The following is a 22,036-nucleotide window of genomic DNA, read 5'->3' as shown; positions in this document are numbered from 1 at the left end:
AATCTTTTGTGGTATAGACCTCTAGATTGAAAGCCGTTACAATGTGGTTGAGATTGGACGCGGAAAGAGGTGACCGGCCAACAGAACAAAGCGTTTAACATCGAATTTTTCCAGGAGGGATGAAGATGACAGCAACAAACAGACAGATGAGACGGATCGGCTTGACCGCGCTTGCGGCGACGCTGGCCGTGCCGTATTCAGCGGGCGGATTCAGTCCGGTGCAGGCGGAAGACGGAGCAGGCGGCAATCTGGACGATGTGATTTTGTTGGAGAATGTCCCGGAAGCGAGTGCAGAAGTTGACGCGGATGGATTAACGTTGAATGCTTTAAATGTTTACGGCGACGGTTACTTTACAGCGGCAGCGGACGACGGTCTGACGTGGGAATCGTCGAATACGAACGTCGCCGAAGTTGAGGATGACGGGACGGTCACAGCGACAGGCCAGCCGGGGCGCACGTTTATCAGCGTGACCGACGGCGAGCATGAAGACCGGATCGCGATTGATGCCCGACCGGATAACAGCGGCGGCAATCAAGGCGGCGGACCGCCGGATACCGAGCTGACGGTCAGTGAAGAATCCGGCGAGCGTTACGATATGGTCGGCCACGCACTTGAGAACTTAACGGTCGAAGAAAAAGTCGGCCAGATGCTGATGCCGGATTACCGCAATTGGGACGGCAAGAACGTGACGGAAATGCTCCCGGAAATCGAAGCGCAGATTGAAGAGTATCATCTCGGCGGCGTGATTTTATTTGCCGAAAATACCCAGTCGACCGAGCAAACGGCTGCTTTGATGCATGAATACCAGGAAGCGGCGGAAAAATTCGGCTTGCTCACTTCGATTGATCAGGAAGGCGGGATCGTCACGCGCCTGAATGAAGGAACAGATTTCCCGGGAAATATGGCGCTCGGCGCAGCCGATGACGTGGAGTTAACCTATCAAGTCGGCGAAGCGATCGGCAACGAGTTGAATTCGCTCGGGCTGAACATGAACTTCGCGCCCGTCGTTGACGTGAATAATAACGCCGACAATCCGGTGATCGGCGTACGTTCGTTCGGTGAAGAACCGTCGCTTGTCGGCGACCACGGCGCGGCTTATACCGCCGGTTTGCAGAGCACCGGTGTATCCGCAACAGCGAAACACTTCCCGGGCCACGGCGATACCGATGTCGACTCGCACTTAGGTCTTCCGGAAGTTCCGCATGATATCGACCGCCTGCGCGAGGTGGAACTCGCGCCGTTTCAAGAGGCGATTGACGAAGGGATTGACGTGATTATGACCGCGCACGTTACCTTCCCGGAAATTGACGACACGACGGTTATTTCCGAAAAAACCGGCGAAGAAATCGCCCTGCCGGCCACGCTGTCGGAAGAAGCGCTCACCGGACTGATGCGCGAGGAGCTCGGCTATGACGGCGTCGTCGTCACCGACGCGCTGAACATGCAAGCGATCAGCGACCACTTCGATCCGGTGGATGCGGTTGTACGCGCGGTTGAAGCCGGGACCGACATCGCGCTCATGCCGGAAGACTTGCCGGGCGCTGCCGAAGCGCTCTATGACGCAGTAGAGCAAGGCGATATCAGCGAAAGCCGCATCGACGCGTCGGCCGAACGGATTCTCTCGCTGAAGATTCGCCGCGGTATTATTAAAGAAGAAGACCCTGCGCCAGTTGAGGAAAAAATCGCCAACGCGGAAGATGTGATTGAATCGGACGAACATCAAGCGCTCGAACGCAGTGTCGCCGACCAAGCGACAACGGTGGTGAAAAACGACGACGCGCTTCCTCTTGATGCTGACGCCAATGAAGAGATTGCCGTTGTCGGCGGTTCTTACAGCAGCACACTCGCCGACGCTGTCCGCGAACACGCGCCGGACGCTGAACACATTGATGCCGGTTCGGCTGATGAGATCAGCGACAGCGAGTGGACGACGATCGAAGAAGCCGACCGCGTTATCGTCGGTACAACGACGTTCAACGCCGGCCAGCGCGCTGAAACTGCACCGCAAATGGCGCTCGTCCGCGACTTGGCTGACGCGACCGACGGCGACGTCATCGGCATCGGCATCCGCAACCCGTATGACGTTTCCGGCTACGACGACGCGGTCGATGCCTACGTTGCGCAGTACAGCTTCCAAAACGTCAGCTTCACCGCCGCAGCCGACACACTGTTCGGCGCGAACGAACCGAGCGGCACGCTGCCGGTCACAATTCCGGACGCAGACGGCAACCCGCTCTATGACTTCGGCCACGGCCTACAATACGATTAAAGATTTGTTCGGTAAAAAGAGGCCCGCGGGCCTCTTTTTTCGTTCTAAGCCGAGGGAGTTAACACTATATTGAAGCCTAAAACTTAATTATTGACGCCATTTCCCTGAATATCGAAGCGATCGACTTCATTATTGAAGCCCTCCTCCAAAATATCGAAGCGATCAATCCCATTATTGAAGCGTTCAGCCCTTTTCGCAACGATAAAAACCGTCGGCAGACGGTTTTTTGCTTATTGCGTCAGCACGGATAAGACCAGCAGCTTAAAAAAAGAAGCTGCTGGTCTGAATTTTGATTTTATTAATACAGAAGCTTCCGTTCTGGCAGACATTAACCGTCCTAGAGCAACAGACGGATCGCTTCCGAAGCGAGGAGATCGTAATGCGTCTGACGGTCCGCCCCGATTTTTTCAGCGCCGGATCGATGTAAAAGTCGTCTCGCTTGCTGGGTTGCAGAAAGTGTTAGAAAATCGCGGGCTTCGCGGGCGGTGATGCGGCGGCCGAATGCGCGGGTCCAGTCTGTGAGGGCCGACAGGTGCGCTTCGGCGCATACGTGGCAGCAGCGGCGGCAGCGCCAATATTTGCGCCCGCGGTTCATTGCGAGGGCGCCGCAGTTTGGGCATATGACGCCGGGTGAGATGTCTGCGCGGGAGATGTGATAGTCGTGTGCGAATCCAGAGGCGGGCAGGCGGGGAGTGTTCGCCTCGGCGAGCAGGTCGGCCGCGGCTTTCAGTTCAGTAATTGTTGCCGGCGCCGGGCAAGCGCGGCGGCGCCATTCGAGCAGGCGTTCAAGCATCGCCGGCCGGCAAACGACATTGGCGGGAATCCGTTCGGGCGGCTCAAGTGTCACTTGGGAGTTAGCGAGAACGACGAGCGTCTCCGGGGAACGAACTTTCACACCGCGCTCCTCGAGCCAGTCCACGAGCAGGCGGAGCTGATTTTTCGCTTGCTGGACAGGGTCCGGAAATACGCGCGCTTCGGCGTGCGCCGTTGCATCGCGAACCATTTCACCCGCACCGCCGATTCGCAGCGCCCCGGCCCAGTTCTTCACCTCGATCACCGCGGTAAATTTCGGGTGAAGCAAAAGCGTATCAATTTGAAACCGCATCCCGCGCAGCTCAAGCGCTAATCCGTGCAGCATCACACATTCATCCTCGCGAAAATAACGGAGCTCATACGCGAGCGACCGCTCACCGCGAAACCCCGACGCACGGCGGCCGTACTCATCAGCCAACGCCGAATAGCGCGGGTGCGACGCCGGCATTCGCTGCGTCATACTATGTAAAAACCGGTTTACCGCCGGCTCATAAAAATCCAGCCTGATCATGATGGCCACCTCCATCTTTTATACTAAGCTTTATTGCAGTAAAAACGACCATTATAAATGCCAATTTTGTGACAAAATGTAAGCGCGCGCGGCGAACAATGGAAAAAGCACTGCATGCAGACGATATGTCCCGCATTAATGATACATTTCCTCGAATAGAAGGACTGTTGTTCCGCATTTACGAGGAAGATTCTGGCTTTTGGGTGCAGGTAAACACTATATTGAAGCCTAAAACGCAATTATTGACGCCTTATGCCTTCGTATCGAAGCGTTCGCTCTTATTATTGAGGCTATCTCAATGAATATCGAAGCGATCAACCCCACTATTGAAGCGTTCAGCCCTTTTCGTAACGATAAAAACCGTCAGCGGACGGTTTTTGCCCGCGCGTTTTCGGGAATAGGCCTGCATCAGAGGAGGAATGACGATGAATCAAGACACGCACAAGCAGGCCGCGGCGAGAAAAGCCGCGGCGTACGTAACAGAAGGGATGACCGTCGGCCTCGGTTCGGGGAGCACGGTGTATTACTTTATCGAAGCGCTCGCAGAAAACGATGCGGTGCGACAGACGATCAAGGCGGCCGCCTCGTCCGAACAGACAGCTGCCTGGGCAGCGGAAGCCGGAATCGCGACCGCGCCGTTTGACGAGTTCGACGAGCTCGACATCTCCGTTGACGGCGCCGATGAAGTCGACGCGGCCTATCAGATGACGAAAGGGGGCGGCGGCGCGCTGTTACGAGAAAAATTCGTCAACGACGCGGCAAAACACCGGATCACGATCATTGACGAAACGAAACGCGTCAGCGAGCTCGGCGCGTATCCGCTCCCGATCGAAATCGTTCCCTACGCGCCGAAGTACACCGCGGCGCTGATCGAAGCGCTCGGCTCGACCGCCCGGCTGCGCTATAACGATACCGATGTCGATTCCGGCAGCGTACCGTACGTGACCGATAACGGCAACTACATTCTCGATTGCGCGTTCACCGAACCGATTAAGGACCCGGCAAAGCTCGACGAGAAGCTGCAACAAACGCTCGGCGTCGTCGAAACCGGGCTGTTTATTAACCGGATCGACACGCTCATTATCGGCACATCCGCCGGCGTCCAAACAGAGACCGCCGCGCGCCCGCGATAAAAAAAGCGCCTGACCCTCTCCGGTCAGGCGCTTTCAGAGTGTTGACAAAGTCATGACATCGATCGATGTCCTATTAAAAGGAACGGATGATGACGCATCGTCCGGCTTCTTTCCGCGGGCGAGCGTCGAGCCGCTTCGGCCTGATGCCCTGCAGGGTCTCGTCTGTCTCGCTATCCCGCAGGAGAAAGCCGGGATGCTGGGTCATCCTCCTTCTTTGAATCAAGTGTTTTCATAATAAAGGAAGCCACGCATCCACTCCTCCGACGCCTCCGGGAAAGCAAGAGACGAAGATCCGGATTCGGCGGTCTTAGACCGCCGAATACTAGCTGAGTCCTTGCCCGGGGCAAGCGGAGGGTAGTGGTTGCGTGGCTTGCGTCAAAATAATATTTTGTCTACACCTTGAAAGCGCCCGACCTTCTCCGGTCAGGCGCTTTCTGCTGTTATATCGTACTTCAACAGCGTTTTTTCATCAAACTGCCGTTCGAACCAAAGGCCGAGCACGTAAAAGAAGATGAGTCCGAAGCCGACGTGAATCGCCGTGAACAGCGCGCCGAGCGCAGCGAGCTCGTAAATCAAAACCGGCAGTTTCGCGACCGTCCAGACACCTAAAAAGAAGACGACGTGGCGGATGAGCGCGCCTTTTTTAATGAGCATCGCCGCGATCGGAAACGCCAAATACAGCGGCCCGGCCGAGATCGCCCCGAGCAAAAACGCAATCACAACGCCCAAAACGCCGGAGCCCGCGCCCATATATTTGATCATCGTCTCTTTCGGAACCCAGACGTCAAGCAAGCCGACAAAGACGAGAATCGGCGGCAAAAGCATCAGCATATCGACGAGCGTGTTGCCCGTAATCGCGACCGCATCCGCACCGAGCGCCGGCGACACCGCCGTCAGCACAGCGAGCGCGAGCAGCATCACAGCAAACCAGCGGTAGCGTTTTACCAAACCCTGCATTTAAAACACCCCCCAAATCACCGCGGCGAATAAGAGCGCAAACGCCGCCGCATACAAATTCCGCTTCACCGCGAACTGCCGGCCGAACACCTTGCTCTCCATCGGCAGCGACGCCAGCCCGATACTCATCAAACTCGCAACAAACGCCGCCACTTGCGGATAACCCGCACCCGCATCAATCAGCGTGCCCCCTAACGGAAAGACGATGAAACTTGGAATCAGCGCAAACGCCCCGACGACCGTCGCCGCGAGCACACCGAAGACCCCCGATTCCTCACCGATCAAAGCCGAAATCACATCCGGCGTCAGCACCGCAAGCGACAAGCCGACAAACAGCATAATCGCCAAAATCTCCGGCAATAAATTCCAAAAAATCATCCCCGCCTTTTTCACCGCCGCCGCCGTCTTGCCCCGGTCGCGCACAACCGAGACCGCAAGCAGCAGCGCCGCCAGCGAATACAACACCACACCAATCACAACCAACACCCCTTTCGGAAAAACCTCGTAAATACCCCTGCATGTATGTAAGTGAACGACATCATCATACCCGCTGCGAACCAATATGTCAAAACCACCGCTTGCACGGTTGTCCGAAGCAACAACAAAACGCCGAAATGTGACTAAAAAGTTAAAATGTTGTCGCAGATCGTTCACGGACAAAAGATAGATGACCTATCAAAAAGTGATAAAATCGAACTAGAGAATACATACGGAGGAATGTGTGATGATCGAGCTGGAACTGATGGAATGTTTGAGCGAAAACGGCGGCTATCGCGGCGTGATGCAGCTTTTTTCCCGGTATGTCGGCACAAGGATGGTATTAACCGATGAGATCGGCCTGACGCTCGCATCAGCGGATAACGGCCGGGACATGGGCTCGCCGCAGCTTACCGGGGTGATCGATTTAGGCGATCATGCCGAAGTGACCGAAGAGCGGGGCGCATATTGCTGGATGGGGGACAAGTATGCGCTCACCCGCGCGGGGAGAACCGTCGGCGCGCTGTATATCGATGCCCTGACAGACACCCCGCCGTCTGAAGCCGACCTCGAACGGTTTACCTTGGCTGTCCTGACCGAAAAACAAAAACAACAGCTGATCGATCAAGAACGCTCCCGTCACTTAGACGCCTTTTTGTTTGATTTGCTCTACGGCAACGTAAAAGACAGCGGCGATGCGATCGCTCAAGGCGAACTGTGGAACCTGCAGTTAACGTCCCGCTACACGATCGTCGCACTCAACATCGAAGGCGGGTGCATCGACACAGCTGACGAAGAAAACGTCGACCGTCTTTACCGGAAGTTTTCCGCCGATTTAGCTAAACATCGCGAACAGCCGCTGCTATTGCGCAAAGGCGCAGAAATCATTTGGTTCAAACGCGAAGAATATCCGGCGGTAAACGAAGCGTCCGCCGACGAAGCGATCCGCCGGACAGGCGAGCGGCTGTTGGCCAAAGCCGACCAGCTCTTCCCGGATAAAAAAGTTTTAATCGGCGCCGGGCGTCCGCGCGAAAATTGCACCGAACTTTTCCGTTCGTACCAAGAAGCAAAAATGGCCCGGGAGCTCGGCGATACCTCGCCGAGCGGCCGAATCATTTTTTATAAAGACGTCGGTGTGCTCAAACTTATGAACAACTTAGATGTCCGCGAACTGACAGAGTTTTATCAAGACGTTTTCAAGCCGCTCTTTGAAGCCGAAGAACAGACTAAAGAAGTGCTGCAAACGCTCAAGACGTATATCGATTGCGACTTAGACATCCGAACGACCGCAGAAACGATGTATCTGCACCCAAATTCAGTCCGCTACCGAATTAACCGGACCGAAGAACTTCTCGGAAGAAACCTCGGCAAATTCTCCAACTTAAAAGACATCGCGCTCGCATTCGATATCGCGTCCTTGTACAAAATGAAAGGCCGGCTGTAGTTTATTTACGAAAGGAGAGGCGAACCGATGAGCACAACACACACGGTACGCAATGTTTGTCCGCGCAACTGCTTTTCAACTTGTTCGCTGCTGACAGAAGTAAAAGACGGCCGGCCGGTCCGGGTCAAAGGCGATCCGCGGCACGGCTTTAACCGCGGCAAGCTGTGCGCGAAAGGGTACGCCTATCCGGCTTATGATGCGGATGAGAACCGGCTGTTGTATCCATTGCGGCAGTATCCGCGACACAGCGGGCGGTTTCACCGGATTACCTGGGAGGAAGCTTTTGCCGACATCGCGGCGCAACTGTTCGCTTCGTTCGACCGCTGGGGGACGAATAAAGCGGCCGCTTATCACGCGTTTTCCGGCAACTTAGGAATTTTACAAAACAATGCTTTAAAAGGATTGTTCCGCGGGCTCGGTGCGCACACGGCTGTAACGGGCAATCCGTGTCTTGGCACCGGCCGCGAAGCGCTCCGTAAGCAACAGGGCGGCGAAGTGACCGAACCGCCGGAACGGATGGCCGAAGCGCGTGCCGTTGTGATTTGGGGCGCGAATCCGGCGGTGACAAATATTCATCAAATGAAGTTCATTCATGCCGCGCGCGATCGCGGCGGGGAGTTGGCGGTGATCGATCCGGTCTTTACCGAAAGCGCCAAAGCAGCCGACGTGTACGTACAGCTCGCTCCGGACGGAGACGGCTGGGCTGCGGCGGCGGTAATTAAATTATTAATCGAACAAGGCGCTGTCGACGAAGCGGCGATTGAAGCCGGGATTGACGGCGGGGACGAGTTCGTCCGCGATTTGCGCGCGCTGAGCTGGCAGACGCTCATGCACCGTTCCGGCGCAGAAGCGGGCGCGATCGCTCATTTAGCCAAACTGTATCATCCCGCAGAACAGCCGGTGATGACATGGATCGGTTACGGGCTGCAGCGAAGCCGGGCAGGCGCGTTTGCTGTCCGGGCGATTGATGCGCTCGCGGTAGTCACCGGGCACCGGCATATGCCGGGCGGGACGGTGTACTATTTTCACCCGGAACAGCTGAACGTCCCGAATCAGCCGGCCTCGCTCCACCCGCTCGCTGACGGTGTCCGCGAAATCGACTTTCGCACGTTTGCCAAAGAAGCCGCTGCATTGGCTGATCCGCCGGTTGAAATGCTCTGGCTCTTTTCCCGCAATCCGCTCGCGCAAGACGGCGACCGGACAGTCTGGAAAGAATGGCTCCGCTCGTTAAACTTAGTTGTGACAAGCGACTTGATGATGACGGAAACAGCCGCCTGTTCCGATATTATTTTGCCCGCGACAACGATGTTTGAGCATCACGATTTGCATGTCAGCTACTGGAACCACTGGCTGTCATTGAACGAGACGGCCGCTTCGCCGCGCGGAGAAGCCAGAAGCGAACTGGCGACGGCGGCATCGTTCAGCCGATATTTAAATGCTGCGCGCCCGGGGTTTTCACGTTTTCGCGACGATTTGAGCGAAACGGATTGGCTGGAATTAGAAATCGACGCCGAGATGCAGCGGTGTTACGGGATTCGGTCGTGGCAAGACTTGCGCCGCGGTCCGGTGCAGCGCCAAGAACCTCATGCCGGTGAGCGGCTGTTTCGCCGCCCTGACTTCAGCGGCAAAAACGGGAGTTTTCTCGCTGAGCGGCCGAGCCGGACCACGAATCAGGATCGGAGCCGGAATTTCCGGCTGTTGTCGCCGCAATCACTTTTGCGGATTCATTCGCAGTTTGCCGGGCTTAAAGGGGTGAGTGATTTGGCGGAAGCGAGAGCATATGTGTACATCCACCCGGCGGATGCCGCTGATCACGGTGTAAATGCCGGCGATACAGTGCTTTTGTACAATTCAAGCGGCGAGATTGAGCGGACGGCGGCGTTGAATGCTGCGTTGATCCGCGGGGTGCTTGTCACATCGCAACGGACAGAAGACGCGGTCAATCAGCTGGCTAACACAGCCGACGAAGAAGCGGCTCCCGCGGGAACGAGCTCGGATTTTTTTGAAATCCGCTGCGATCTCTGCGCCAAGGAGGGGTCCCGATGATTGAGCAAAAAGGGTTTTTCTTTCGGACCGACCGCTGTGCAGCTTGTTATGCCTGTGTCAGCGCCTGCCGCAGTGAACACGGGCTGCCCGGGTACAGACGTGTCGAGACAAGCGGTTATGAGCACTCCGTTTCGTTGTCGTGCGGACACTGCGAAGCGCCGGAGTGCATGCGTGTTTGTCCGCGCAACGCGTTTTCAAAGCGCCGCGACGGGATCATCGTCATCGATGAGGATCGCTGCGACGGCTGCGGCGATTGCCGGCAAGCGTGTCCTTACGCGGCTGTGCAGCTCGTGTTTAATCCGCAAACGCAGGAGCATAAAGCGATGAAATGTGAATTTTGCCTGAGGACGCGTCCGCAAGAAAGTGCGCCGGCTTGTGTCGAGGCGTGCTGCACGGGGGCGCTCGATTGGGGTCCGGTCGGGACGCCGCCGGGGTTGGATCGCTGGGAGATGCGCTTAGACGGGATGTTCACGCCGGATTTCACCAAGCCGGCTCTGCGCTTTCAAGTGCCCAAAGCGAAAGAACGTTACTGGGCGGCAGACAACAGCCGCTTAATTTGACGCAAGCCGGGCAGCCACTAACCTCGCTTGCCGCGGGCAACGCCTCAGCCTCCTCAGAAGCGAAACCGCTTCTTGTGGGGTCTTCGGCCGTTGCTTTTCCCGCAGGCGTCGAGTTTGCTCCGGTCTCATAACACCTCTTAATCTATAAGAAAAAATAAACATGCAGGCATCCAATTGATCATCAACTTTTTCAGCAGCCCCCTTTCCTGCAGGAGTCGGAGGAGCGGATGCATGGTTTCTTTTTTTATGAATACACTCGCTTCAAAAAAGAGGATGACCCAGCATCCCGGCTTTCTACTGCGGGATAGCGAGACAGGCGAGACCCTGCAGGGCATAAGCCCGAAGCGGCTCGGCGCTCGCCCGCGGAAAGAAGCCGGACGATGCGTAGTCATCCGTTCCTTTTAATATGACATCGACCGATGTCATGACTTTGTCTCCACTCTGAAGCAGCCGTGATTGCGGCTGCTTTTTTGTGCGCGTAGCCGCCGCGTCACAGTTTTCACATTTTGGTCATAATCTTTTGTAAAACAAGACAAATCAGCCGGCAACCTTTGTTTTTCCCGTCTAAAGCTGCCGGCTGTTTCAGAGCGTACAATAGAGGCAGAGACAGTGGAAAAAGGGAGGGAGATAGATGAAGATGACAGCGGATCAGCTTCAAAAGATGGAAGAGCTTCTTCATATCAGAGTTCAACAGTACGACTTTTTGCGCCAGGCCCTTTTGGCCGAACCGACCGAGGAGTGGCTCTATTTGCTGCGAAAAAGCGGCTATTTCAACGACGTCCCGTTTGCTGACGAAGAGCCGTTTTTAAAGCGGGGGGCGGATTTGATCACGAACACGCTCGCTGCGCATCCGGATGAAGACAAACGGCTGTTTAATCAGCTCCATTGGGATTTCACCCGGCTGTTTATCGGCCCGTTTCAGCTGCCGGCGCCGCCGTGGGCTTCGGCGTATAAAAGCGAAGAGCGGATGCTCTTTCAAGAAGAGGCGGTGCAAGTCCGCAAAGCTTACAGCAAATACGGCTATGCATCCTCGCGCTATCAAGCCGGCGATGAGAGCACCGGGCGCCCGAGCCGCGAACCGGAAGATCACATCGGTTATGAGCTCGATTTTATGTACCGGCTCGCGGTACGCGCGAAAGATGCGTGGAAGCGTAATGAAAAGAGCGAATTTGCCGAATTGATTCGCGACCAATCGTTTTTTCTGCACCAGCATCTATTAACGTGGAGCGCAGCGTTTGCCGGCGATCTCCGGGAGCAGGCAGCGACCGAATTTTACCAAGGGCTCGCCGATGTCCTGGAACAGACGCTTCATCTGGATGAAATGCTGTTAGCGGATGCGAAAGCAGCTGCGGCTCATCTCAGCTCAACGAATCCAAAGGAGGGGGAGCATGTTTAAATTATTAGACAAACTGGAAAACTTTACGTTCAGCCGCCGCGCCTTTCTCGGCAGCAGTGCAGCGGTGACAGCCGGCGCGCTGCTGCCGTCAGCAAAATCGGGCTTGCGCCGATTGAGCGCTGCCGAAGCGGCTGAAGAAAAAGAGCAAAACGGCGAATGGATTCCGGCTGCGTGCTGGCATAACTGCGGCGGACGCTGTTTATTAAAGGCGTATGTCGAAGACGGGGTCGTGAAACGGCAAAAAACCGATGATACGGTTGAAGATACCGCCGACAACCCGCAGCAGCGTTCGTGCGTCCGCGGCCAATCGCAGCGCCAGCAAGTGTACGGCGTTGACCGCTTGAAATACCCGATGAAACGAAAACATTGGCAGCCGGGCGGCGGGGATAAATCCTTGCGCGGTCATGACGAATGGGAACGCATTTCCTGGGATGAAGCGCTGGATACGATTGCCGGCGAAATTGAGCGGATTAAAAACGACTACGGCAACCGCTCGATTATGGTTACCGGCGGCGATGTCGGCCGCGCCTTAAACCTTGCCGGCGGCCACACGACCACGTGGGGGACGACATCGTGGGGCTCGTGGCGCTGGGGACCGGAATATTTCGGCTTGCAGGAAGGCTATTTTGAGCACAGCATCAACGACCGGATGGATTTGCGCAACTCACAGCTGATCGTCCTTTGGGGGATGAACCCGGCGTGGAGCTCACCGGGATCGCCGTCGTATCATTTCTTGCAGGCGAAAAAAGAAGGCGCGCGTGTACTCGTGATTGATCCGATGTATTCAGAGACGGCGGAACTGATGGGCGATGAGTGGATTCCGGTTCATCCCGGCACCGATCACGCGCTGATGCTCGGCATGGCTCATACGCTCGTTGACGAAGACGATCCCGAGACGAATCCGCTGATCGATTGGGAGTTCCTCCAATCCTGCACCGTCGGCTTTGACGAAGAAACGATGCCGGAAGACGCCGATAAAAAGGAAAACTTTAAAGCGTATTTAACCGGCGAACATGACGGCGAAGCAAAAGACGCCGAATGGGCGAGCAAAATCTCCGGCGTCGACGCGGACAAAATCCGTGAAATTGCCCGCGAAATCGGGACAACGAACCGTGTCGCCTTATTGACCGGCTGGGCGCCGGCGCGGATTAAAAATTCCGACTCGTGGCCGCAAATGTTTATGACGTTCGGCGCGATGACTGGCAATATGGCTGAACCCGGCAAAATGACCGGTGTCAGCTGCCACTTCGGTACAGGCAACGGCGGCCCGCGCTTAGTTTATGCCGGCGCGAGCGGCGTACCGGCCGGCGCGGAAAATCCGGTGGAGGACAGCCTCGCCCATGCCGAGATGTGGGATGCGATTTTACAAGGGAAATACACCGCCGGCGAAGACGATGTCCGCGATATTGATATTAAGATGATCTATCACGGCAACAACGCCGCGCTGCAAACGCGTGACGGGCAGACGAAAGGCATCGATGCCCACCGGGAAATGGAGTTTGTCGTCACAAACGGCCATTTCATTACGACGAATGCGAAATATTCCGATATTGTTCTGCCTGCAACAACGCATTGGGAGCGGTTCGGCGGCTTTAACGTCGGTAACCGCGACGCGCTGTTTTACTACCGCAACGTGATCGAGCCGATGTACGAGGCGCGCGATGATGCGTGGATCACGACAGAAATCGGCAAACGCTTAGGATTCACAGCAGAAGAAGTTTACGGCGACTTATCAAAAGAACAAGAGCTGTTCAATCAAATCGCCGGCGCGGAAGTGATGAAAGAAGACGGGAGCGAATTCGAACCGCTCGTTACAATCACTGAAGAAGACATCAAAGAATGGGGCGTGGACGGCGAACCGCAAGAAGGAAGGATGACGATTGCGGAATTAGAAGAAAAAGGCGTCTATACCGTCAAGCGCTCCCCGGGCGATAACTTAGGCTACATCGCCCAGGAAGAATTCCGCAAAGATCCGGATAACAACCCGCTTGACACCGAGAGCGGCAAGCTGGAAATTCATTCGAAAGCTTTAGCAGATTACGTCCGCAGCAACGGTTTTACAACGATCGATCCGATTCCGACGTACAACCCGGCGACTGAAGGATACGAAGAGACGTACAAAGATTTTGACGCAGGCAAAAAAGGCGATTACCCGCTGCAAGTCGTCAATCCCCATTATTTGCGGCGCGCGCACACGATTTTTGACAACAATCCGTGGCTGCGCGAAGCATGGCCGAACGACGTCTACGTAAGCCGCGAAGACGCCGATAAGCGCGGCGTTGCCGACGGCGATCCGGTGCTGATTACGAGCAAGCACGGCAAAACGCTGCGCACCGCGCACGTGACAGAACGTCTCATGCCGGGCGTTGTCGGGCTGATGCACGGCGCTTGGGTTGAAAAAGATGCAGCCGACGAAGTGGACCGCGCAGGCTCGGATAACATCTTAACCGGCGCGATCCCGACCGGCCAAGGGATTTCCGGCTGGAACTCGACCGTCTGTGACTTTGAAAAATGGGACGGCGGGCCGTTGAAAGAAGACAAATATTGGGAGCCGCGGGTCGTCCTCTAACCCGCGGTGAAAGGAGGCATGCTGTGTGGGACAGCTCGGATTTTATTACAACTTGGCAGAGTGCATCGGCTGTAAGAAGTGTCAGGTGTCATGCAAAGACAAAAACGACTTGCAAACCGATGAACTGTTTCGCGAAGTGTATGACTTTGAGGGCGGCTCGTATCCGAAACCGTACATCGATCATGTGACGGTCAGCTGCAATCATTGTGAACAGCCGAAATGCGTGGAAAATTGCCCGACCGGCGCGATGCATAAACGCGAAGAAGACGGCGTCGTCGTCGTCGACCAAGAAAAGTGCGCCGGCTGTAAAATGTGCTTATGGTCGTGCCCGTACGGAGCGCCGACGTATTTAAAAGACGAAGGGCAAGTCGGCAAGTGCGACTTCTGTACAGACCTGATCGATCAGGGAGAAGACCCGGCCTGCGTGTCATCGTGCCCGATGCGCGCGATTGAATGGGGCGAGATCGAAGACCTTAGAGCGAAGCACGGCGCGGAAAAACCGCAGCGCTATTTCCCGAAATGGGACGAGAACAAGCCGAATGTCGTCGTTCATCAAAAAACGCGCTGATACGCTCGATTACGAAAGGAGGAAACACCGATGTTTTACGAAGAATGGCCGCTCATTTTTTTCACTTTGCTAGGCCAGCTGGCAGCCGGGACGTTTATCTTGTTAACCGCCGGCCGGCTGTATCTGGAAAAACACGCACCGAAAGCTGATCACAGCAGCTGGTTTCAAAAGAGCACGCTCAGCATTGCCGGGGTGATGGTATTGGCGATCGTGATGTCAGCATTTCATATCGGCACGTGGAGCAATATGCTTTATATGATTGCCAATGTCGGAAGCTCGTGGCTCGCGCGTGAAATCGTCTTCGCCGGACTGTTTTTAGCAATGGTCGTCGCCGTCTGGCTGACCGAACGCGCGGGACGATCGATGAAGGTGCTGCATTATCTTACTTCAGCTGTCGGAATCGCCTGCGTGTATGCGATGGCGAGTGTGTACGCAACGACGATCATCCCTGCCTGGTCGCACGTTAATACGTACTTCGCGCACTTCGGCACGATGTTCGTGTTGGGCGTGCTCGGCGCAGGACTTTGCTTCATCCTCTTTCGCCGTGACGAAGCGGGAAGCCCCGAGCAAGTCGGGCTGATGAAAAGATTGGCTTTTGCCGGCGCGGCGGCTGTCATCCTGCAGCTGGTCGTGCTGCCGGTCTATTTAACCGGCTTAGCCGACGGCGGCGCGGCCGGGACCGCGACGTTAAATATCTTGTTTGCCGGTCACACGTGGACGATGGTTCTCCGCTGGGGGCTGACGCTTGCCGGAGGAGTGCTGCTGTTATACAGCTTGTTCCGCTATTCCGAGCGGATTTATACCAAAGTGCCCGCGCAAATTTATACCGCTGTCATCTTTGTTATTGCCGGCGAGTTTGTCGGCCGCTACCTGTTTTATCTAACCGGCATCCCGACGCAAATCGGCTGACCAACTGAACGCCTGACCTTTCCGGTCAGGCGTTTTTGTTCTTTGATTTGAGCGAATTAACAAAAAGAAAGCCACGCATCCACTCCTCCGACGCCTCCGGGAAAGCAAGAGACGAAGATCCGGATTCGGCGGCTTCAGGCCGCCGAATACTAGCTGAGTCCTTGCCCGGGGCAAGCGGAGGTTAGCGGATGCGTGGCTTACGTCAAAATGATCGTTCGCCTCGAATAAAAAAACGCCCCCTAAAGGAGGCGTTTTTCAGCAGGCATGCTGTGCGGTCAGTCGATATTTAAGTGGCCGCGCAATTCGTTGGAAATCTCTTGGCGAAGCTGGTCCGGCACTTGCAAGTAGTAGACGCCGTCAATCATCGTACCGTCGCCGTTAATTTCGAGCGTTTCCTGGTTGTGGCGGGCGCTGTTGTATTTCTCGCCGACCTTGGTGAGCGTGTCAAAATCCAAATTCGTCTTCATGTTGTTGCCGAGCGAGTCGAGAATTTGCCCGGCGCGGGTGATCGAGGAAAAGCTCGCGCCTTCGTCGATCAAGCCGAAGACGATTTCGCGCTGCCGTTCATTACGGCCTAAGTCGCCTTGCGGGTCGTCGCCGCGCATGCGCGAATAAGCGAGCGCCTGGCTGCCGTCAAGTTCCTGTTGGCCTTCGTGGAATTGATAACCGCTTTGCGAGAAGGCAAACGAATTGTCGACTTCGACGCCGCCGACGGCGTCAACCATTTCTTCAAACCCGTCCATATTAATCGTGATATAATAATCAACCGGGATGTCTAAATAGTTTTCCACTGTTTCCATTGCGAGCTGCGGGCCGCCGAACGCGAACGCGTGGTTAATCTTGTCATCGCCGCGGCCGGGAATCGACACCATCGTGTCGCGCGGAATGCTGACGAGTTTCATCGATTCGTCCTGCGGATTGACGGTGACGACCATCATCGTATCGGTTCGGCCGCTGTCAGCGTCATCCTCATCGGTACCGAGAAGAAGAAATGAAAGCGGGTCTTCCTTGTCCGGGTCGGCTGCGACATCGCGCTTATCGGACTGTTCGCGGTCAATGTTTTCGTGCATTTGCGAATCAATCGTATCTTGGGCGCTCGAATACAAGTAATAACCGTAACCGCCGATAGCGAGCACAGCGACTAACAGTAAAGAACCAAAAATAACCAGAAACTTTTTCATTTTTTCATTTCTCCCTCTACAAATATTTGCTAAAATCTAGTATAGTGGTAAATACTGAGTTTGGCAATCCTCTTTACCGGGTAAAAATGGCTATTTTAGATACAAATTCGCACAGATGAGAAAGGAACGGACAATTTATGGAAGAAACCATCAGTTTAAGCGAGATTATGGAGACGCTGAAAAAGCGGATCGGCATGATTATTTTGATTACCGTCGGCGCCGTTGCCGCGGCGGGAATCATTAGTTATTTTTTCCTCACGCCGATGTATGAACAATCGACGCAAATCCTCATTAATGAAGGCCAGCAAGAAGGTGAAATCGTTCGAGCGAGCGACATAACGACGAACCAAGATTTAATCGAAACGTACAACGTCATCATGCAGTCGCCGCGGATTCTCGAACCGACTCTTGAAGAGCTCGGAATGGATCAATCGGTCAGCCAGCTGCGCGATCAAGTGACTGTTCAGGGCGAAGGCGAGTCGCAAGTTGTGACGGTGACAGTGGAAGACGAGAGCCCGGCCGATGCGGTCAATATCGCGAACACGCTTGCCGCGACGTTTCAAGAGGACGTCGTCGAGATTATGAACGTCGACAACGTCTCGATTCTCTCGGCCGCGGAACTGTCCGACGATCCGTCGCCGGCGAGCCCGAACCCGACGCTTAACATGGCAATCGCCTTTGTCGTCGGCTTAATGGCCGCTGTCGGACTCGCGTTTTTGCTCGATTTCCTCGACAAAACGGTCCGAACCGAAGAAGATATCGAAAAGCACTTAGGCGTGCCGATTCTCGCGAGCATTTCGACGATCGACGCTACAAGTGTCAACACCCAGGATCTAGAAAACAACGAATCCCGGTCCGTGAAAAGGGGGCGCAACCAGCATGGCGCGTAAAAATAAAACGAATCAGCCCGATATGTCGGAAAAGCAGCGCAGCCTGATCACCGAGTTTGACCAGCGCTCGCCGGTATCGGAACAATTTAAAACACTTCGAACAAATATTCAGTTCTCCTCGATCGACCGAAAACTGAAAACGATTATGGTCACCTCCTCGAACCCGGGGGAAGGGAAATCGACGACGGTTGCGAACCTCGCTGTTGTGATGGCGCAGCAGCACAACCGCGTGCTGCTTGTCGACACGGATTTACGCAAACCGACCGTGCACTTTACGTTTCAAGTGCCGAACCACGTCGGTCTCTCGAACGTTGTGACCGGGCAAAGCACACTGGACGAAGCCGCGTTGGAGACTTCGATCCCGCGGCTGGACGTCTTGCCGTCCGGCCCGGTGCCGCCGAATCCGAGTGAATTGCTCGCGTCCAAAGCGTTCGAACGCTTCGTCAAGAGCGTCAGCGATGCCTACGACTACGTGATTTTCGACGCGCCGCCCGTGAACGCGGTAACCGACCCGCAGATTATTGCGAGCTTAACCGACGGCACCGTGCTTGTGATCCGAAGCGGGGTCACGGAGATTGAAGACGCCCAGCACGCGGTGGCGAACTTGAAGAAGGTCGAAGCCCACCTGCTCGGCACGGTCTTAAACGACCGCGCTGTCGAAAAATCGAATTACTACTATTACTACACCGAGGGGAACTGACGCCCCTCGGTTCAACATGTCGACGCACGTATATGTTGACGTAAGCCACGCAGCCACTAACCACCGCTTGCACTTGCAAAGCATCAGTGCGACATCAGCTCGAAAGTACCTCGCTGTGTCTTACTGTCCGCAGGCAAGGGCGTCGGCGGAGTGGTTGCGTGGCTTTCTTTATTGATAATTTTTTACGATAGGGACGAAAGGATGATCCTGATGATTGATACGCACAGTCACATTTTGCCGGGCATCGATGACGGCGCGAAGACGCTCGACGACACGCTCGCGATGGCCGATGCTGCGATCGCGGAAGGCATTACGGAAATCGCTGCAACCCCGCACCACCAAAACGGACCGTATATCAACGAAAAAGCGGACGTTCGCCGGCTGGTTACAGAAGCGAACGAGCACTTGCAAAAAAACGGCCGTGATCTTAAGATCTTGCCGGGGCAAGAAGTCCGCCTTTACGGCGAATTGATTGCCGATTGGAAAAACGGCCTGATCCAGACGATCAACGATTCGAATTACGTCTTTGTCGAGTTCCCTTCTGCCGAGGTGCCGGCGTTTGCCGCGCGGGTGTTTTACGACATGCAAGTCGAAGGATTAACGCCCGTAATCGTGCACCCGGAGCGTAATCAAGGCTTGATCAAGCACCCGTCGCAGCTGTACGAATTCGTCCGCTCCGGCGTGTTGACGCAAGTGACAGCGGCCTCATTGACCGGGCGCTTCGGGAGCGCAATCGAGACGTTCAGCTGGCAGCTGATTGACCATAAGCTGACGCATATTATCGCATCAGACGCCCACAACACGGTGTCGCGCGGCTTCATGATGAAAGACGCGTTTGCCGCAATCGAAGCGGAGCGCGGCGCAGATCTCGCCGCAATGTTTCAGGCGAACGCCGAAGACCTCGTCGACGGCCGCCAAGTCATTCCGGAACCGCCGCAATCGATTGAACGGACAAAAAAGCGCCGGAAAAAACGCAGCAAGTTTCTCGGGCTGTTTTAGGCGGCGCATCCGATGAAGTTAGCTTCCCGTAACTTAGACACTGTCATTGTCATCGCGGCCGCGCTGTTTTTATTCGCTTCGCTTCTGCTCGTCGTCGCCGTCGACATCATGAACGTTTTCGGTGTGAGCGAGCGGCTCCTCGCCGCACAAGACGGTGAAACGGCCTACGTCTGGTACCACTGGTATGAATTCCCCGTCGAAGTGCTGCAATGGCCGGCGCTAGCTGCGGCGATGCTTCTGTTCGGGATCATTTACGGCAACGCTTCCGAACGCAGCGCCGGTGCCGATTTATCGCCGCTCGGTCCGCCGCCGATCGTGCGCCGCTTCAGCTTGTTGATCGCCGCCGGACTGTTACTAATGCTGTTGGAAGATGCCGGTGACGTGCGCCATATCATCACGGATTTGATGAATATGATCACCGGCGGTGCCGGCAGCGGGAGCCGTTACGGCTACGCGGCAACGTTGTTTGAGCTCGGCTACTTCGCTGCGCTCGCCGCTGTCATGCTGTTTGCGATCGTCCGCTATCGCGCCGCGTTTATTGCAGATCGGCGCGCTGTCATCTGGCTCGCCGGCGGCATTGTCTTTTACGCCGTTGCCGTCACCTCTTCGTGGGCCGGCAGTGCCTTCGGCGCAGTACTGGATATCTCCCAGCTGTACACCGCCATCGGCAACCGCGCTGTCGAGCTGCTCTTTGTCAACGGCGCTCACAGCGAGGCCCTTTATGAACAGGCGCGCGACACGGTCGGCAACGTCGGCTTCATGTTCATGGACCGCGTTTACGAAGAGACGCTTGAACTGATGGGCGCCGCTTTCCTGCTCGCCGCCGCCGTGCGTGTGTACAACCTGATGCGTCAATAAAGATCGACAAAACCAGCCTCCGGGCTGGTTTTTTGCGTTTAAATTAAACTTTTGTCCTTCGAAAAGCCGGGGTTAACACTGTATTGAAGCTCATAACCCGACTATTGAAGCTGTCGCCAGTCAATCCCTCATGATTGTCTTTTAGAAAGAACGACCTAAAAATAAATTCAAAATAACGAACAAAAATTCAGAAAAAGACTGGTATTTCAGATAAAACCGTGCTATTATGATCTTAATAACGAACAGACTTATCGGACGCTGAATTTATCTTTGGCGTCCTCCTTTTCAATTTTCTTGTTCGTTATATAGAATAGAGCGTGTGAATAACTCTTGATCTATCTGGAGGTGATCCGATGTGAACCAACGCCCGCGCGGCTTTTACGAACGGCAAGGTAAACGGATGTTTGATTTGTTTGCAGCTGGGACAGCACTTGTCGTACTCAGTCCGGTTCTAGCCTTACTGGCAATCACGGTAAGGATCAAACACGGCAAGCCGGTGCTGTTTACCCAGGAGCGCCCCGGCAAAGACGAACAGATGTTCAAAATGTACAAATTCCGCACGATGACTGATGAACGCGGATCTAACGGTGAACTGCTCGACGACAGTGTTCGCCTCACACCATTCGGCAAGAAACTGCGTGCCACCTCGCTTGATGAGCTTCCGGAATTAATCAACATCGTAAAAGGCGAGATGTCTGTTGTCGGCCCGCGCCCGCTCCTCCCCGCGTATTTGCCGCATTACTCGAGCGAGGAACTCCGACGCCACGACGTCCGCCCCGGACTCACAGGTCTCGCACAGATCAACGGCCGCAACGGTCTCGGTTGGGAGGCGCGTTTCACGCAAGACATAGCCTATATCGACAACATTACATTTAAACGCGATATTTTGATCATCGCTGCGACGATCCGTAAAGTTCTCGCAAAAGATGGAATCAATCTCGAATGTTCGCGGGATCAAGAAAAACGGTTTGACGATCAACGTTTGAACAACGGTTTATACACAAAGAAAAAACACTAGGTTTGTTTCTGAATTCGACTCTTTTCATTCGGTGTGTAAAAGGAGGGAGAATTTCATGAACGAGAAGCTGATTATTATCGGGGCGAGCGGTCATGGCAAAGTAGCGGCTGATGTTGCCCTAAAAATGAAGATGTGGAAAAACATCTATTTTTTAGATGATGCGAAAGGGTTCGTGTCGTCTTTAAATCTCGACGTCATCGGCCCCGTAAAAGATGTAAGGAAGTATATTCGTGATGCGGATATCTTTGTTGCGATCGGAGATAATCGTGTAAGACGAAGCATTCAAGAAAGAATTGAAATATTCGGTGCAAACGTTCCGGTGCTTATTCATCCATCGGCTGTCGTAGGTTCAGAAGTGGAGATTAATGCTGGTTCGATTCTGATGGCCGGTGCGATTATCAACAGCAGCACGGCAATCGGCAAAGGTGTAATTGTTAATACGGGGGCGTCGATCGATCACGATAATGTGATTGAGGATTATGTTCATATAGCTCCAGGGGTTCATCTCGCCGGAAGTATCAAGATTGGTCAACAAACTTTTATCGGCATCGGCAGCACCGTTAAAAACAATGTGCAAATCACAGGCGAATGCGTCATTGGAGCCGGTTCGCTTGTGATCAAAAATATTGTCGAGAAAGGCACTTATATCGGAACGCCGGCGAAAAAGATGCAACCAGTTAATCAAAATACGGTTCCGAATACATTGAAGATTTTATAACCGAGTAGAGACAGCAGTA

At 54.8% G+C, this 22,036-nt stretch carries 21 protein-coding genes; 16 read left to right on the top strand and 5 right to left on the bottom strand.

The window, feature by feature from the left end; genetic code table 11:
* Nucleotides 1–125: 125 nt before the first annotated feature.
* Nucleotides 126–2,270 carry a glycoside hydrolase family 3 protein gene (locus tag EDD67_RS01860; RefSeq protein WP_242005961.1) on the top strand — a complete coding sequence of 715 codons (2,145 nt, stop codon included), beginning with the start codon at nucleotides 126–128 and terminating at the stop codon, nucleotides 2,268–2,270.
* A 337-nt stretch (nucleotides 2,271–2,607) separates the two neighbouring features.
* Here the strand turns inward: EDD67_RS01860 and EDD67_RS01855 are convergent, their stop codons facing one another.
* Nucleotides 2,608–3,594 (bottom strand): nuclease-related domain-containing protein, encoded by a 987-nt coding sequence (locus EDD67_RS01855; protein WP_158638186.1) that lies wholly within the window; start codon nucleotides 3,592–3,594, stop codon nucleotides 2,608–2,610.
* 425 nt (nucleotides 3,595–4,019) lie between these two features.
* On the opposite strand from EDD67_RS01855, the gene rpiA reads away from it, so the two are divergent.
* Nucleotides 4,020–4,727, top strand: coding sequence for a ribose-5-phosphate isomerase RpiA (gene rpiA, locus EDD67_RS01850; RefSeq protein WP_121439470.1), 708 nt, complete (start codon nucleotides 4,020–4,022; stop codon nucleotides 4,725–4,727).
* A gap of 52 nt (nucleotides 4,728–4,779) precedes the next feature.
* On the top strand, nucleotides 4,780–4,962 hold the full coding sequence (locus EDD67_RS01845; RefSeq protein WP_121439469.1) for a hypothetical protein: 183 nt from the start codon (nucleotides 4,780–4,782) through the stop codon (nucleotides 4,960–4,962).
* A gap of 188 nt (nucleotides 4,963–5,150) precedes the next feature.
* Here the strand turns inward: EDD67_RS01845 and EDD67_RS01840 are convergent, their stop codons facing one another.
* Entirely contained in the window at nucleotides 5,151–5,684 is a 534-nt protein-coding gene (locus tag EDD67_RS01840; RefSeq protein WP_121439468.1) for a permease, read from the bottom strand.
* The gene (locus EDD67_RS01835; protein ID WP_242005970.1) at nucleotides 5,685–6,152 is read right to left on the bottom strand and encodes a hypothetical protein; all 468 of its coding nucleotides are present in this window, start codon (nucleotides 6,150–6,152) and stop codon (nucleotides 5,685–5,687) included.
* 256 nt (nucleotides 6,153–6,408) lie between these two features.
* Between EDD67_RS01835 and EDD67_RS01830 the strand changes: the two genes are divergently transcribed.
* Genes EDD67_RS01830 through EDD67_RS01820 form a run of 3 tightly spaced genes read left to right on the top strand, consistent with a single transcriptional unit; the run spans nucleotide 6,409 to nucleotide 10,211 of the window.
* Nucleotides 6,409–7,605, top strand: coding sequence for a PucR family transcriptional regulator (locus EDD67_RS01830; protein WP_121439467.1), 1,197 nt, complete (start codon nucleotides 6,409–6,411; stop codon nucleotides 7,603–7,605).
* A gap of 27 nt (nucleotides 7,606–7,632) precedes the next feature.
* Complete coding sequence (locus EDD67_RS01825) at nucleotides 7,633–9,651, top strand: molybdopterin-dependent oxidoreductase (protein ID WP_121439466.1); 2,019 nt, start codon at nucleotides 7,633–7,635, stop codon at nucleotides 9,649–9,651.
* Nucleotides 9,648–10,211, top strand: a complete 564-nt coding sequence (locus tag EDD67_RS01820) for a 4Fe-4S dicluster domain-containing protein (RefSeq protein ID WP_121439465.1) — start codon at nucleotides 9,648–9,650, stop codon at nucleotides 10,209–10,211. Before EDD67_RS01825 ends, EDD67_RS01820 begins: the two co-directional genes overlap by 4 nt.
* Before the next feature lie 294 nt (nucleotides 10,212–10,505).
* Here EDD67_RS01820 and EDD67_RS14135 read toward each other — a convergent pair whose 3' ends face one another.
* Nucleotides 10,506–10,637: a hypothetical protein gene (locus tag EDD67_RS14135; RefSeq protein ID WP_277872119.1), complete on the bottom strand. Its 132-nt coding sequence runs from the start codon at nucleotides 10,635–10,637 to the stop codon at nucleotides 10,506–10,508.
* A gap of 205 nt (nucleotides 10,638–10,842) precedes the next feature.
* Between EDD67_RS14135 and EDD67_RS01815 the strand changes: the two genes are divergently transcribed.
* The 4 genes from EDD67_RS01815 to EDD67_RS01800 are packed head-to-tail and all read left to right on the top strand — an operon-like array spanning nucleotide 10,843 to nucleotide 15,653.
* A complete protein-coding gene (locus tag EDD67_RS01815; RefSeq protein WP_121439464.1) occupies nucleotides 10,843–11,607 on the top strand; it encodes a TorD/DmsD family molecular chaperone in 765 nt (254 codons plus the stop codon).
* Nucleotides 11,600–14,176 carry a molybdopterin-dependent oxidoreductase gene (locus EDD67_RS01810; RefSeq protein ID WP_121439463.1) on the top strand — a complete coding sequence of 859 codons (2,577 nt, stop codon included), beginning with the start codon at nucleotides 11,600–11,602 and terminating at the stop codon, nucleotides 14,174–14,176. Before EDD67_RS01815 ends, EDD67_RS01810 begins: the two co-directional genes overlap by 8 nt.
* A 25-nt stretch (nucleotides 14,177–14,201) precedes the next feature.
* On the top strand, nucleotides 14,202–14,744 hold the full coding sequence (locus EDD67_RS01805) for a DMSO/selenate family reductase complex B subunit (protein ID WP_121439462.1): 543 nt from the start codon (nucleotides 14,202–14,204) through the stop codon (nucleotides 14,742–14,744).
* Nucleotides 14,745–14,774: 30 nt separating this feature from the next.
* A complete protein-coding gene (locus EDD67_RS01800) occupies nucleotides 14,775–15,653 on the top strand; it encodes a dimethyl sulfoxide reductase anchor subunit family protein (protein WP_121439461.1) in 879 nt (292 codons plus the stop codon).
* 275 nt (nucleotides 15,654–15,928) lie between these two features.
* Here EDD67_RS01800 and EDD67_RS01795 read toward each other — a convergent pair whose 3' ends face one another.
* Nucleotides 15,929–16,834 carry an LCP family glycopolymer transferase gene (locus EDD67_RS01795; protein WP_121439460.1) on the bottom strand — a complete coding sequence of 302 codons (906 nt, stop codon included), beginning with the start codon at nucleotides 16,832–16,834 and terminating at the stop codon, nucleotides 15,929–15,931.
* A 137-nt stretch (nucleotides 16,835–16,971) separates the two neighbouring features.
* Between EDD67_RS01795 and EDD67_RS01790 the strand changes: the two genes are divergently transcribed.
* From EDD67_RS01790 to EDD67_RS01765, 6 genes are all read left to right on the top strand, one after another.
* Nucleotides 16,972–17,724 carry a YveK family protein gene (locus EDD67_RS01790; RefSeq protein WP_121439459.1) on the top strand — a complete coding sequence of 251 codons (753 nt, stop codon included), beginning with the start codon at nucleotides 16,972–16,974 and terminating at the stop codon, nucleotides 17,722–17,724.
* Nucleotides 17,714–18,424 (top strand): CpsD/CapB family tyrosine-protein kinase, encoded by a 711-nt coding sequence (locus tag EDD67_RS01785; RefSeq protein ID WP_121439458.1) that lies wholly within the window; start codon nucleotides 17,714–17,716, stop codon nucleotides 18,422–18,424. The genes EDD67_RS01790 and EDD67_RS01785 overlap by 11 nt, the downstream gene beginning before the upstream one ends.
* Nucleotides 18,425–18,634: 210 nt before the next feature.
* The gene (locus tag EDD67_RS01780; protein WP_186805956.1) at nucleotides 18,635–19,423 is read left to right on the top strand and encodes a tyrosine-protein phosphatase; all 789 of its coding nucleotides are present in this window, start codon (nucleotides 18,635–18,637) and stop codon (nucleotides 19,421–19,423) included.
* A 12-nt stretch (nucleotides 19,424–19,435) separates the two neighbouring features.
* Nucleotides 19,436–20,281: a hypothetical protein gene (locus tag EDD67_RS01775; protein ID WP_121439457.1), complete on the top strand. Its 846-nt coding sequence runs from the start codon at nucleotides 19,436–19,438 to the stop codon at nucleotides 20,279–20,281.
* A 355-nt stretch (nucleotides 20,282–20,636) separates the two neighbouring features.
* Nucleotides 20,637–21,299: a sugar transferase gene (locus EDD67_RS01770; protein ID WP_277872118.1), complete on the top strand. Its 663-nt coding sequence runs from the start codon at nucleotides 20,637–20,639 to the stop codon at nucleotides 21,297–21,299.
* A 55-nt stretch (nucleotides 21,300–21,354) separates the two neighbouring features.
* Complete coding sequence (locus tag EDD67_RS01765; protein ID WP_121439456.1) at nucleotides 21,355–22,017, top strand: acetyltransferase; 663 nt, start codon at nucleotides 21,355–21,357, stop codon at nucleotides 22,015–22,017.
* Nucleotides 22,018–22,036 lie beyond the last annotated feature (19 nt).

Source organism: Salisediminibacterium halotolerans (assembly GCF_003814815.1).
Taxonomy (GTDB): Bacteria; Bacillota; Bacilli; order Bacillales; family Salisediminibacteriaceae; genus Salisediminibacterium; species Salisediminibacterium halotolerans.
The sequence above is the reverse complement of the archived record's forward strand: the minus strand, read 5'-3'. Positions and strand labels throughout refer to the sequence as shown.

What these genes read in the sequence shown, in the direction of transcription:
- EDD67_RS01860 (WP_242005961.1), top strand. Translation starts at nt 126, where the DNA reads ATGACAGCAACAAACAGACAGATGAGACGGATCGGCTTGACCGCGCTT.
- EDD67_RS01855 (WP_158638186.1), bottom strand. Translation starts at nt 3,594, where the DNA reads ATGATCAGGCTGGATTTTTATGAGCCGGCGGTAAACCGGTTTTTACAT.
- rpiA (WP_121439470.1), top strand. Translation starts at nt 4,020, where the DNA reads ATGAATCAAGACACGCACAAGCAGGCCGCGGCGAGAAAAGCCGCGGCG.
- EDD67_RS01845 (WP_121439469.1), top strand. Translation starts at nt 4,780, where the DNA reads ATGACATCGATCGATGTCCTATTAAAAGGAACGGATGATGACGCATCG.
- EDD67_RS01840 (WP_121439468.1), bottom strand. Translation starts at nt 5,684, where the DNA reads ATGCAGGGTTTGGTAAAACGCTACCGCTGGTTTGCTGTGATGCTGCTC.
- EDD67_RS01830 (WP_121439467.1), top strand. Translation starts at nt 6,409, where the DNA reads ATGATCGAGCTGGAACTGATGGAATGTTTGAGCGAAAACGGCGGCTAT.
- EDD67_RS01825 (WP_121439466.1), top strand. Translation starts at nt 7,633, where the DNA reads ATGAGCACAACACACACGGTACGCAATGTTTGTCCGCGCAACTGCTTT.
- EDD67_RS01820 (WP_121439465.1), top strand. Translation starts at nt 9,648, where the DNA reads ATGATTGAGCAAAAAGGGTTTTTCTTTCGGACCGACCGCTGTGCAGCT.
- EDD67_RS14135 (WP_277872119.1), bottom strand. Translation starts at nt 10,637, where the DNA reads ATGACATCGGTCGATGTCATATTAAAAGGAACGGATGACTACGCATCG.
- EDD67_RS01815 (WP_121439464.1), top strand. Translation starts at nt 10,843, where the DNA reads ATGAAGATGACAGCGGATCAGCTTCAAAAGATGGAAGAGCTTCTTCAT.
- EDD67_RS01810 (WP_121439463.1), top strand. Translation starts at nt 11,600, where the DNA reads ATGTTTAAATTATTAGACAAACTGGAAAACTTTACGTTCAGCCGCCGC.
- EDD67_RS01800 (WP_121439461.1), top strand. Translation starts at nt 14,775, where the DNA reads ATGTTTTACGAAGAATGGCCGCTCATTTTTTTCACTTTGCTAGGCCAG.
- EDD67_RS01795 (WP_121439460.1), bottom strand. Translation starts at nt 16,834, where the DNA reads ATGAAAAAGTTTCTGGTTATTTTTGGTTCTTTACTGTTAGTCGCTGTG.
- EDD67_RS01790 (WP_121439459.1), top strand. Translation starts at nt 16,972, where the DNA reads ATGGAAGAAACCATCAGTTTAAGCGAGATTATGGAGACGCTGAAAAAG.
- EDD67_RS01785 (WP_121439458.1), top strand. Translation starts at nt 17,714, where the DNA reads ATGGCGCGTAAAAATAAAACGAATCAGCCCGATATGTCGGAAAAGCAG.
- EDD67_RS01780 (WP_186805956.1), top strand. Translation starts at nt 18,635, where the DNA reads ATGATTGATACGCACAGTCACATTTTGCCGGGCATCGATGACGGCGCG.
- EDD67_RS01775 (WP_121439457.1), top strand. Translation starts at nt 19,436, where the DNA reads ATGAAGTTAGCTTCCCGTAACTTAGACACTGTCATTGTCATCGCGGCC.
- EDD67_RS01765 (WP_121439456.1), top strand. Translation starts at nt 21,355, where the DNA reads ATGAACGAGAAGCTGATTATTATCGGGGCGAGCGGTCATGGCAAAGTA.